The organism is Ottowia beijingensis (genome assembly GCF_013423955.1).
In the GTDB taxonomy this organism is placed as follows: Bacteria; Pseudomonadota; Gammaproteobacteria; order Burkholderiales; family Burkholderiaceae_C; genus Ottowia; species Ottowia beijingensis.
This window is the reverse complement of sequence record NZ_JACCKX010000004.1, coordinates 66824-78451: the sequence shown is the minus strand read 5'-3', so window position 1 is coordinate 78451 and position 11628 is coordinate 66824. Positions and strand designations below refer to the sequence as shown.

The window sequence follows — 11628 nt, the reverse complement described above, 5'->3', positions numbered from 1 at the left end:
GCTCAAGGCCGCCATCGACCAGGGCATCCGCTACGTGGCACAGGGCAATGGCTCGGCGGTGCTGGCGGCGTTGGTGGACGGCATCTCCAAGCACAACGACCGCAACCCGGGCAAGGAGGTCATGCTGCTGAACTACGCCGCGGTCGACCCCGACTTCACCAACAGCAAGTGCAACTACTGGCACTTCCGCTTCGACGCCGACACGACAATGAAGATGGAAGCGCTGACGACTTTCATGAAGGACCAGAAGGACGTTCACAAGGTCTTTCTGCTGAACCAGAACTATTCGCACGGCCACCAGGTCGCCAAGTTCGCCAAGGAAGGCCTGGCGCGCAAGCGTCCCGACGTGCAGATCGTGGGCGAAGACCTGCACCCGCTGGGCCAGGTGCGCGACTTCGCGCCCTACGTGGCCAAGATCAAGGCGTCGGGTGCCGACACGGTGATCACCGGCAACTGGGGTCCGACCTGGCGCTGCTGATCAAGGCTGCCAAGGAAGGTGGCTATGACGGCAAGTTCTTCACCTATTACACCGGCGTCACCGGCACGCCCACCGCACTGGGCAACACCGGCGAGGGCAAGGTCTATCAGGTGGCCTACTCGCACTACCACATGCCCGGTGAGATGGCCAAGTGGATGCAGGGCTTCAAGGCCAAGTTCAAGGACGACTTCTTCACCGGCGCCGTGGCGCACGCGTTCAGCGGCCTGAGCCAGGCCATGGCCAACGCCAAGTCGACCGACCCGGTCAAGGTGGCCAAGGCCTTCGAGGGCCTGAAGTACAAGAGCTTCAGTGGCGAGGTCGAGATGCGCAAGGCCGACCACCAGCTGCAGCAGCCGCTGTACATCACCCGCTGGCAGAAGGCCGATGCCAAGCACGCCTACAGCCCGGAGAACACCGGCATGACCCTGGTGCCGGTGGCCGAGTATCCGAACTACGTCTCCAGCACGCCCACCTCGTGCGCCATGAAGCGCCCGTCCTGAGCGGGGACGGTCCCGGCGCATGAGGCGCTTCGCGCGGGGGCTGCGTGCCCTGCCCACCGGCCGGCGCCATGCCGGCCGTGCGCGAGCCCGCGCGCACCGTGCCCGCCGCCGGGCTCGAAGCGTCAGCAGGGACAGCCTTTACGGGCTTATAGGGGTATCTGCCTCCAGCGCTTGATTGACGGGCGCTGGCGGGCAGGCACAAGGGGAGTATGCAATCACGCCGCACCCGCAACGGGTTTCGGCGCTGACGGCCTGTCCAGCAGGCTGGTTTCGGGATCATCAACCAAGGGTTCGATCGATGGAGTTCTTCATCATCTCCATGCTCAACGGCCTGAGCTATGGGTTGTTGCTGTTCATGCTCAGCTCGGGTCTGACGCTGATCTTCAGCATGATGGGCGTGCTGAATTTCGCGCACGCCAGCTTCTACATGGTGGGCGCCTACATCGGCTACACGCTGGCGGGCGTCATCGGCTTCTGGCCGGCGCTGGTGCTGTCGCCCATCCTGGTCGCCATCCTGGGCGCGCTGTTCGAGAAGTACAGCCTGCGCAAGGTGCACAAGTTCGGGCATGTGCCGGAGCTGCTGGTCACCTTCGGCCTGTCGTACATCCTTCTCGAGGTGGTGCAGCTCATCTGGGGCCGCCCGGCGGTCGACTTCCGGCCGCCCGAGGTGCTGCGCGGCCCGGCCTTCACGCTGATCAACCATTCGGTCGAAGGCATGCGCTTCGTCTGGGGCGCGGCGCCCGACGGCGCCTGCCGCGCGGCCGACGCCGCGGTGCGCGTGGTGTGCTCGCCGTTCCCGGCCACGCGGGCGCTGATGATGGTGGTGGCCGTGCTCATGCTGGTCGGCATCTGGCTGCTGCTCACGCGCACGCGCATCGGCTACATCATCCAGGCCGCGCTGACGCACCCCGAGATGGTGGAAGCACTGGGGCACAACGTGCCACGGGTGTTCATGCTGGTGTTCGGCGCCGGCACCGGGCTGGCGGCGCTGGCCGGCGTCATCGGCGGCAGCACCTTCGTCACCGAGCCGGCCATGGCGGCCACCGTAGGCGCCATCATCTTCGTGGTGGTGGTGGTCGGCGGCATGGGCTCGCTGGCCGGCGCCTTCGTGGCCTCGATCCTGATCGGCGTGATCCAGACCTTCGCCGTGGCCTTCGACTATTCGCTCATCACCCTGGCGGGGCAACTGGGCATCCAGCTCAGCGATGCGGCGCGCGAGAACTCGCTCGTCAAGCTCACGGTGTCGCAGGTGGCGCCGATCCTGCCGTACCTGTTCCTGGTGCTGATCCTGATCTTCCGCCCGCGCGGACTGCTGGGCGCACGGGAGACCTGAACCATGAACACCTCCACATTGCCTGCCGTGCCCGCGCGGCTCAGCACCGCCCGCCTGCTGATCTGGGGCGGCTTCGCGCTCGTGCTGATCGTGGCGCCGCTGCTGTTCACCAGCAACCTGTCCATCACCATGCTGGCGCAGATGGGCATCGCCATCATCGCCTGCCTGTCCTACAACATCCTGCTGGGGCAGGGCGGCATGCTCAGCTTCGGGCACGCCGTGTACACCGGCCTGGGCTCGTTCGTGGTCATCCACGTGCTCAATGCCGTTGCCGCCGGGCGCTGGCACATCCCGGTCAGCCTGCTGCCGCTGGTGGGGGCTGGCCGGCCTGTTCTTCGCCATCCTGCTGGGTTACGTGACGACCAAGAAGTCCGGCACCACCTTCGCCATGATCACGCTCGGCATCGGCGAACTGGTGTTCGCCATGTCGCTGATGATCCCGGAGTTCTTCGGCGGCGAGGCCGGCGTGTCGGGCGACCGCGTGGTGGGCGAGCCTGTCATGGGCATCACCTACGGCCCGGCGCGGCAGCTGTACTACCTGATCGCCATCTACACCTTCGTGTGCGTGCTGCTCATGTACGCGTTCACGCAGACGCCGCTGGGCCGCATGCTGAACGCGGTGCGCGACAACCCCGAGCGGGTGGAGTTCATCGGCTACAGCAGCCAGAACGTGCGCTACCTGGCGTTCATCATCGCCGGCTTCTTCGCCGGCATCTCGGGCGGCCTGGCGGCGCTGCACTTCGAGCTGGTCACGGCCGAGGTGGTGGGCGCCAACCGCTCGGGCGCCTACCTTCTGTTCACCTTCCTGGGGGCGCCACCGTCTTTTTCGGCCCCATCATCGGCGCCGTGCTGATGGTGATCGCCTTCGTGCTGCTGTCGGAGCTGACCAAGGCCTGGCTGCTGTACCTGGGCCTGATCTTCGTGTTCATGGTGATGTATGCCCCCGGCGGCATTGCCAGCCTGATCATGATGAACGTGCAGGTGGCGGCGCGCGGCAAGTTCGGCCGCATTGCGCCCAGCCTGGCGCTGATGCTGTTCGCCGGCGTGGTGACGCTGGCCGGCGCCGGCGCGCTGATCGAGATGATCTACAACCTGCAGCTGGGCTCGATGAGCGACGAAGTGCACTTCTTCGGCATGACGCTGCACGCCAAGGACATGGCGCACTGGCTGATCTCCGGCATCCTGTTCGTGGCCGGCGCCCTGGCGCTGGAATGGGCGCGCCGCCGCTACGCCCGCGAGTGGAGCGTGGTGCAGACCGAGATCGAGGAAGAAAACAAGCGCGCGCAGGAGGCGGCCGCATGAACGCCGTGACATCTGCATCCGACTACGCGATCGAACTGCGCGACCTGCGCAAGAGCTTCGGCAAGACCGAGATCATCCGCGGCGCCAACCTGGCGGTGCGCCCGGGCGAGCGCGTGGCCATCATCGGCCCCAACGGCGCCGGCAAGTCCACGCTGTTCAACCTGATCAGCGGGCGCCTCACGCCCTCCAGCGGCGAGGTGCTGCTGAACGGCCAGCGCATCGACGGCAAGAAGCCGTACGAGATCAACCGCATGGGCCTGGCGCGCAGCTTCCAGATCACCAACGTGTTCCCCAAGCTCAGCGTGTTCGAGAACCTGCGCTGCGCGCTGCTGTGGACGATGGGCTACCGCTACACGTTCATGCGCTTCCTGTCGCGGCTGCACGATGCCAACGCGCGCGCCGAGGAACTGCTGCGCATGATCCAGCTGCAGGGCAAGCGCGACGTGCTGGCCGTGAACCTGCCGTATGCCGAGCAGCGCGCACTGGAGATCGGCGTGACCATTGCCGGCGGTGCCGACGTGATCCTGCTGGACGAGCCCACGGCCGGCATGAGCCGCCGAAACCAAGCACTTCATCGAGATGATCCGCCAGGTGACCGAAGGCAAGACGCTGCTGACCGTGGAGCACGACATGGGCGTGGTGTTCGGCCTGGCCGACAAGATCGCCGTGGTGGTGTATGGCGAGGTGATCGCCTTCGACACGCCCGAGGCCGTGCGCGCCAACCAGCGCGTGCAGGAGGCGTATCTGGGTTCGTCCGTGGCGGACGCGCAGGCGGCGGGACACTGAGATGAGCGACAACATGCTTCACGTGCACAACCTGCACGCCTACTACGGCAAGAGCCATGTGCTGCACGGCGTCAACTTCGACGTCCGGCCGGGCGAGATCGTGGCCCTGCTGGGGCGCAACGGCTCGGGCCGTTCCACCACCGCCAAGGCCATCATGGGCATGGTGCACTGCGAGGGTTCGATCGAATGGAAGGGCCGCAGCATCCGCGGCCGCAAGACCTACGAGATCGCGCACATGGGCCTGGGCTACGTGCCCGAGGCGCGCGAGGTGTTTCCCAAGCTCACGGTGCACCAGAACCTGCTGCTGGGGCAGAAGGGCGCGGGCAAGAACAGCCGCTGGAGCTTCGACGACATATACGCCATGTTCCCGCGCCTGAAGGAGCGCGAGCACACCGAGGCGGGCGTGATGTCGGGCGGCGAGCAGCAGATGCTGACGCTGTGCCGCACGCTGATGGGCGACCCCGACCTCATCATCATCGACGAGCCGACCGAGGGCCTGGCGCCCAAGATCGTCGAGCTGGTGGGCGAATACCTCCAGAAACTGAAGGCGCGCGGCATCTCGGTGCTGCTGATCGAGCAGAAGCTGACCATCGCCATGCAGATCTCCGACCGCGCGCTGGTGATGGGCCACGGCAGCATCGTGTTCGACGGCACGCCCGATCAGCTGCGCGCCGACGCGGCCACGCGCAAGGAGTGGCTGGAGGTGTGAGGCGGTTGGCCTGGCACCTGCTTGCTTGATTATTGATAGCTGCCGGCGCTTGCCACATAAGCGCTGCGGCCTGTTTTTGCTTGAAATGCACTGCCTCGGCTTCGGCCCGCATCGGTCGCGCCGTCACGCCCGGTCGCAGCGCCGGGCGCGCCAGCGCAGCGGTCGTTGCGGCCCGCCGCGTTACCCTTTGTCCCTGCGGCGACAAGACTGTTTGCAGCAACGCCCCGTCATCTTCCAAAATGCACGGGTTATCCGCGCGCGGATCAGGCCTGATCCGCGCCTCACAACAAGCAGGAGCCATTGCCCATGACCGCCGAATACAAGGTCCAAGGTGACGTCGCCGTCATCTCCATGAACAACCCTCCCGTCAACGGCCTCGGCTACGAGACGCGCGTGGGCATCACCAACGGGCTGGAAAAGGCCAACGCCGATCCGGCGGTGAAGGCCATCGTGCTCACCGGCGCGGGCAAGGCCTTCTCGGGCGGTGCCGACATCAGGAATTCAACTCGCCCAGGGCCATGCAGGAGCCGATCCTGCTGTCGGTCATCACCGCGGTCGAGAATTCACAGAAGCCCGTGGTCGCCGCCGTGCATTCCGTCGCCATGGGCGGCGGGCTGGAGTTGGCGCTGGGCGCGCACTACCGCATCGCCGCACCGGGCGCCAAGATCGCGCTGCCCGAGGTCAAGCTGGGCCTGATTCCCGGCGCCGGCGGCACCGTGCGCCTGCCGCGCGTGCTGGGCGCCGAGACGGCGCTGAACATGATCGTCAAGGGCGACCCGGTGAACAGCGAAGTGCTGGCCGGTCTGCCGGGCCAGAAGCTGTTCGACAAGATGGCGGCGTCGCCCGAGTCGCTGCTCGACGAGGCCATTGCCTTCGCCAGGAAGTGGCCGCCAAGGGTGGCGAGCTGCCGCTGGTGCGCCATCTGCCGTGCAAACACCCGCAGGGGCCGGCGTACTTCCAGTTCGCGCGCAACATGGTGCGAGGCATGGCCAAGAACTTCCCGCGCCCGAGAAGTGCGTGGACGCGGTCGAAAACGCCACCAAGCTGAAGTTCGACGACGCGCTGGCGAAAGAGCGCGAGATCTTCATCAACCTGATGCAGACGCCCGAGTGCAAGGCGCTGCGCCACATCTTCGCCGCCGAGCGCGCTGCCAGCAAGATCCCGGACGTAGGCAGCGACGTGAAGCCGCGCGCCGTGAACAAGGTGGCCGTCATCGGCGCCGGCACCATGGGCGGCGGCATCTCGATGAACTTCCTCAACGCCGGCATTCCGGTGACGATCCTCGAGACCAAGCAGGAAGCGCTGGACCGCGGCCTGGCCACCATCCGCAAGAACTACGAGTCGCAGGTCAAGCGCGGCAAGCTGAAGCAGGACAAGTACGAGCAGCGCGTGGCCCTGCTCACGCCCACGCTGAAGTACGAGGACATCGCCGATGCCGATCTGGTGATCGAGGCCGTGTTCGAGGAAATGGGCGTGAAGGAGCAGGTGTTCAAGAAGCTCGACGAGGTGATGAAGCCCGGTGCCATCCTGGCCAGCAACACCTCCACGCTCGACGTCGACAAGATCGCCGCCTTCACCAAGCGCCCGCAGGACGTGGTCGGCATGCACTTCTTCAGTCCGGCCAACGTGATGAAGCTGCTGGAGGTGGTGCGCGGCGCCAAGACCGCCAAGGACGTGCTGGCCACCGTGATGGCCATTGCCAAGAAGATCAGGAAGACCGCCGTGGTTTCGGGCGTGTGCGACGGCTTCATCGGCAACCGCATGATCGAGCAGTACAGCCGTCAGGCCGGCTTTTTGCTGGAGGAGGGCGCCACGCCGCAACAGGTCGACAAGGCGATCGAGAAGTTCGGCTTCGCCATGGGCCCGTTCCGCATGGGCGACCTGGCCGGCAACGACATCGGCTGGGCCATCCGCAAGCGCCGCTATGTCGAGAAGCCCGACATGAAGTACAGCAAGACCGCCGACCTGCTGTGCGAGATGGGCCGCTACGGCCAGAAGACCGGCGCCGGCTGGTACGACTACCAGCCCGGCAAGCGCGACGCCATCCCGTCCAAGCTGGTCGAGGAGATGGTCGAGAAGCACCGCAAGGATCAGGGCATCACGCCGCGCAAGATCAGCGATCAGGAGATCGTCGAGCGCCTGGTGTATTCACTCGTCAACGAAGGCGCGCGCATCGTCGAGGACGGCATCGCCAGCAAGGCCAGCGACCTCGACATGGTGTACCTGACGGGGTACGGCTTCCCGATCTGGCGCGGCGGCCCCATGAAGTACGCCGACCAGATGGGCCTGTTCAACGTGGCCGAAAGCATGAAGCGCTTTGCCCGCAACCCCAACGACGACGCCAAGTTCTGGCAACCCGCGCCGTTGCTGGCCAAGCTGGTCGCCGAAGGCAAGACTTTCAACTAAATACGGCTTCAGCCATTGATACACAAGCGCAAGCAGCTATAAATACAGGAGTATTGCAATGACCTCGGCCGTTATCGTTTCCACCGCCCGCACGCCCCTTGCCAAGAGCTGGAAGGGTTCCTTCAACATGACCCATGGCGCCACGCTGGGCGGCCATGCCGTCAAGCACGCCATCCAGCGCGCCGGCATCGACGCCGCCGAGGTGGACGACGTCATCATGGGCTGCGCCAACCCGGAAGGCGCCACCGGCATGAACATCGCGCGCCAGATCGCGCTGATGGCCGACTGCCCCATCACCACCTCGGGCATGACGGTGAACCGCTTCTGCTCGTCGGGCCTGCAGACCATCGCGCTGGCCGCGCAGCGCATCATCGCCGGCGAGGCCGATGTGTTCGTGGCCGGCGGTGTCGAAAGCATCTCGTGCGTGCAGCAGGAGATGAACCTGCACATGATCCAGGACCCGAACCTGGTGGCCAAGAAGCCCGAGATCTACTGGAGCATGCTGCAGACCGCCGAGCAGGTGGCCAAGCGCTACAACATCGGCCGCGACGCCATGGACGAATACGGCGCCGCCAGCCAGCAGAAGGCCTGCGCCGCGCAGGCCGCCGGCAAGTTCGACGACGAGATCGCCCCCATCACCGTCACCGCCGGCGTGGCCGACCCGGTGATGGGCCTGCGCACCAAGGAAGTGACGGTGAGCAAGGACGAGGGCACGCGCGAAGGCACCACCAAGGAAGGCATCGCCGGCATCCGTTCGGCGCTGCCCGGTGGCGTCATCAGCGCCGGCAACGCCAGCCAGTTCAGCGACGGCGCGGGCGCCTGCGTGCTGGTGAGCGAGGAGTACGCCAGCAAGAAGGGCCTGATGCCGCTGGGCCGCTTCCTCGGCTTCGCTGTCGCCGGCTGCGAGCCCGACGAGATGGGCATCGGCCCGGTGTTCGCCGTGCCCAAGGTGCTCAAGAAGCTGGGCCTCACGGTCAACGACATCGACCTGTGGGAGCTGAACGAAGCCTTCGCCGTGCAGGTGCTGTACTGCCGCGACAAGCTGGGCATCCCGGCCGACAAGCTGAACGTGAACGGCGGCGCCATCGCCCTGGGCCACCCCTACGGCGTGAGCGGTCAGCGCCTGACGGGCCACGCGCTCATCGAAGGCAAGCGCCGCGGCGCCAAGAAGGTTGCCGTGACGATGTGCATCGGCGGCGGCATGGGCGCTGCGGGCATCTTCGAAGTGCTGTGATCTAACCACCCAACAGCCGGACGCAGAGGGCGCAAAAGCTCGCAGAGGACGCAGAGAAAACCGAAGAGTCCTACGAACGCCTTTGGTTTCCCACACCCCATCTGGAAGTGGTTTTTCTGCGTTCTCTGCGAAACCTTGGCGTCCTCTGCGTCCGGCTGTTTGGCTGTTCGGCTGTTGTTCTCAAAACCGGTAGACGATGAACCTGCGCCAGACCCTCGACTTTCTGCTTTACGACTGGCTCGACGCGCCGACGCTCACGCAGCGCCCGCGCTTTGCCGAACATTCGCGCGAGACCTTCGACGCGGTGATGGAAACCTGCGAGCGCATCGCGCGCGAGAAGTACGCGCCGTTCAACCGCCTGGTCGATACCGAAGAGCCGCGCACGGTGACCGAGCCCGATGGCAGCCTGCGCGTGGTGCTGCCGCAGGCCACGCACGACGCTCGCGCCGCCTATGCCGAATCCGGCATGCTGGCCGCCGCGCAGGATTACGAGCACGGCGGCATGCAATTGCCGTACGTCATCGAAGCGGCCGCCAACGCCTTCTTCGGCAAGGCGTCGATCAGCATCGGCTCCAACCTGCTCACGGTGGGCAACGCCAACCTGCTGATGGTGCACGGCACCGAGTTGCAGAAGCAGGTGTTCGCCGCCAACGAATTCAACGGCCGCTGGGCCGGCACCATGTGTTTGAGCGAGCCGCAGGCCGGCTCGTCCTTGAGCGACATCACCACGCGCGCCACGCTGGAAGATCAGGACGATCCGCTCGGCCCGCGCTACCGCCTGCGCGGCAACAAGATGTGGATCTCCTCGGGCGAGCACGAGCTGACCGAGAACATCGTGCACCTCGTGCTGGCCAAGATCCCGGGGCCGGACGGCAAGCTGATTCCGGGCGTGAAGGGCATCTCGCTGTTCATCGTGCCGAAGAAGCTGGTCGACACCGAGGGCAACTTGACCGGCGTGCGCAACGATGTGGCGCTGGCCGGCCTGAACCACAAGCTGGGCTGGCGTGGCACCACCAACACGCTGCTGAACTTCGGCGAAGGCCAGTTCAAGGTCGATGGCGAAGCGGGAGCCGTGGGCTACCTCGTCGGCCAGCCGCACCAGGGCCTGCGCTGCATGTTCCACATGATGAACGAGGCGCGCATCGCCATCGGCATGGCGGCGACCATGCTGGGCCTGGCGGGCTACGAGGCCTCGCTGGACTACGCCAAGACGCGCACCCAGGGCCGCCCCGTGGGCCCTGCCGGCAAGGACCCGAGCCAGCCACCGGTGCGCCTGATCGAGCATGCCGACATCAAGCGCATGCTGCTGATCCAGAAGAGCTATTGCGAAGGCGCGCTGGCGCTGCTGCTGTACTGCGCCAAGCTGGTCGACGAGCAGCACACCGGCGATGCCGCCCAGGCCGACGAGGCCCGCCTGCTGCTGGAAGTGTTGACCCCATCGCCAAGAGCTGGCCGAGCGAGAACTGTCTGGAGGCCAACTCGCTCGCCATTCAGATCCACGGCGGCTACGGCTACACGCGCGACTTCTCCGTCGAGCAGTACTGGCGCGACAACCGCCTGAACATGATCCACGAAGGCACGCACGGCATCCAGGGCATGGACCTGCTGGGCCGCAAGGTGCTGATGGAGGAGGGCAAGGGCCTGCAACTGCTGGCCGCGCGCATCCAGGCCACCATCGCCAGGGCCAGGCCGCAGCCCGCGCTGTCGGCGCACGCCGACGCCCTGGCGCAGGCCCTGGCGCGCGTGGGCGCGGCGACGAAAGCCGCCTGGGCTACCGGCGAACCCACCGAGGCGCTGGCCAACGCCGTGCCCTACATGCAGGCCTTCGGTCACGTCGTGCTGGCGTGGATCTGGCTGGAGCTGTCGCCCGCAGGCGCTTCAAAGACGAAGCGCACCGCGCAGGCGTGGCGGGCGCAACGACCTATTTCTATCATTACGAATTGCCCAAGATTGACGCCTGGTTGTGGTGGAAAGCCGCGACATGACCTGTGCCAGCATGCCCGAGGCAGCGTTCTGAACACCGATACCCGAGGAAGCCCATGACCCGCACCATCCAGCAACTCTTCGATCTCAAGGGCAAGACCGCCCTCGTCACCGGCGGCTCGCGCGGCCTGGGCCTGCAGATGGCGCATGCGCTGGGCGAGGCGGGCGCGCGCATCATGCTCAGCTCGCGCAAGGCGAGTGATCTGGAAGAAGCCGTGGCCGATCTGCAAGCCGCCGGCATCGACGCGCGCTGGATCGCCGCCGACTGCGCCATCGAGGCCGACATCCACCGCCTGGCCGACGAGACGCTGGAGCGCATGGGCGACATCGACATTCTGGTGAACAACGCGGGCGCCGCCTGGGGCGCGCCGGCCGAAGACCACCCGCTGGAAGCCTGGGACAAGGTGATGAACCTCAACGTGCGCGGCTACTTCATCCTGAGCCAGCGCATCGCGAAGAAATCGATGATCGGCCGCAAGTCCGGTCGCATCATCAACCTGGCCAGCATCGCCGGCCTGGGCGGCAACCCGCCCGAGATGCAGACCATCGCCTACAACACCTCGAAGGGCGCGGTCGTCAACTTCACGCGCGCGCTGGCCTGCGAGTGGGGCAAGTACGGCATCACCGTCAATGCCATCTGCCCCGGCTTCTTCCCCAGCAAGATGACGCGCGGCACGCTGGAGAACCTGGGCGTCGACAAGCTGATTGCCAACGCGCCACTGCGCCGCCTGGGCGACGACGAGGACCTGAAGGGCATCACGCTGCTGTACGCCAGCGACGCCGGCAAGCACATCACCGGCCAGTGGCTGGCGGTAGATGGCGGGGTGAGCGTGGTGACCGGGGGATGAGGTTGATGTGGGTGCGCCGGTATATCTCTCTCCCTCGGGGAGAGGGCAG

7 protein-coding genes and 6 pseudogenes are annotated in these 11628 nt (G+C 66.2%); all 13 read left to right on the top strand.

Annotated features, from left to right (window positions below; all coding sequences use genetic code 11):
* A pseudogene (locus H0I39_RS21185) lies at positions 1 to 978 on the top strand (branched-chain amino acid ABC transporter substrate-binding protein); the annotation flags it as partial.
* A gap of 298 nt (positions 979 to 1276) precedes the next feature.
* The gene (locus H0I39_RS21180; RefSeq protein ID WP_180551492.1) at positions 1277 to 2311 is read left to right on the top strand and encodes a branched-chain amino acid ABC transporter permease; all 1035 of its coding nucleotides are present in this window, start codon (positions 1277 to 1279) and stop codon (positions 2309 to 2311) included.
* A 3-nt stretch (positions 2312 to 2314) separates the two neighbouring features.
* A pseudogene (locus H0I39_RS21175) lies at positions 2315 to 3613 on the top strand (branched-chain amino acid ABC transporter permease).
* Positions 3610 to 4399 (top strand): annotated as a pseudogene (locus tag H0I39_RS21170) (ABC transporter ATP-binding protein). The pseudogenes H0I39_RS21175 and H0I39_RS21170 overlap by 4 nt, the downstream one beginning before the upstream one ends.
* 13 nt (positions 4400 to 4412) lie before the next feature.
* A complete protein-coding gene (locus H0I39_RS21165; RefSeq protein ID WP_180551938.1) occupies positions 4413 to 5108 on the top strand; it encodes an ABC transporter ATP-binding protein in 696 nt (231 codons plus the stop codon).
* A gap of 306 nt (positions 5109 to 5414) precedes the next feature.
* Positions 5415 to 5935, top strand: a pseudogene (locus H0I39_RS24520) (enoyl-CoA hydratase/isomerase family protein); the annotation flags it as partial.
* A 56-nt stretch (positions 5936 to 5991) separates the two neighbouring features.
* Positions 5992 to 6156 carry a hypothetical protein gene (locus H0I39_RS22985; RefSeq protein ID WP_257646302.1) on the top strand — a complete coding sequence of 55 codons (165 nt, stop codon included), beginning with the start codon at positions 5992 to 5994 and terminating at the stop codon, positions 6154 to 6156.
* Positions 6126 to 7514, top strand: coding sequence for a 3-hydroxyacyl-CoA dehydrogenase (locus tag H0I39_RS22980; protein WP_308645962.1), 1389 nt, complete (start codon positions 6126 to 6128; stop codon positions 7512 to 7514). The genes H0I39_RS22985 and H0I39_RS22980 overlap by 31 nt, the downstream gene beginning before the upstream one ends.
* A 58-nt stretch (positions 7515 to 7572) precedes the next feature.
* Positions 7573 to 8748, top strand: coding sequence for an acetyl-CoA C-acyltransferase (locus tag H0I39_RS21155; RefSeq protein WP_180551494.1), 1176 nt, complete (start codon positions 7573 to 7575; stop codon positions 8746 to 8748).
* Between the two features lie 196 nt (positions 8749 to 8944).
* Positions 8945 to 9616 (top strand): annotated as a pseudogene (locus tag H0I39_RS24515) (acyl-CoA dehydrogenase family protein); the annotation flags it as partial.
* Positions 9544 to 10290 (top strand): annotated as a pseudogene (locus H0I39_RS24510) (acyl-CoA dehydrogenase family protein); the annotation flags it as partial. The pseudogenes H0I39_RS24515 and H0I39_RS24510, both read left to right, overlap by 73 nt.
* 21 nt (positions 10291 to 10311) lie before the next feature.
* Entirely contained in the window at positions 10312 to 10791 is a 480-nt protein-coding gene (locus H0I39_RS24505; RefSeq protein ID WP_373368375.1) for an acyl-CoA dehydrogenase C-terminal domain-containing protein, read from the top strand.
* A complete protein-coding gene (locus H0I39_RS21145) occupies positions 10788 to 11579 on the top strand; it encodes an SDR family oxidoreductase (RefSeq protein ID WP_180551495.1) in 792 nt (263 codons plus the stop codon). Before H0I39_RS24505 ends, H0I39_RS21145 begins: the two co-directional genes overlap by 4 nt.
* Positions 11580 to 11628: the final 49 nt, after the last annotated feature.

Coding starts and splice junctions, on each gene's coding strand:
- H0I39_RS21165 (WP_180551938.1), top strand. CDS start 4,413: ATGCTTCACGTGCACAACCTGCACGCCTACTACGGCAAGAGCCATGTG.
- H0I39_RS24505 (WP_373368375.1), top strand. CDS start 10,312: ATGATCCACGAAGGCACGCACGGCATCCAGGGCATGGACCTGCTGGGC.
- H0I39_RS21145 (WP_180551495.1), top strand. CDS start 10,788: ATGACCCGCACCATCCAGCAACTCTTCGATCTCAAGGGCAAGACCGCC.
- H0I39_RS21180 (WP_180551492.1), top strand. CDS start 1,277: ATGGAGTTCTTCATCATCTCCATGCTCAACGGCCTGAGCTATGGGTTG.
- H0I39_RS21155 (WP_180551494.1), top strand. CDS start 7,573: ATGACCTCGGCCGTTATCGTTTCCACCGCCCGCACGCCCCTTGCCAAG.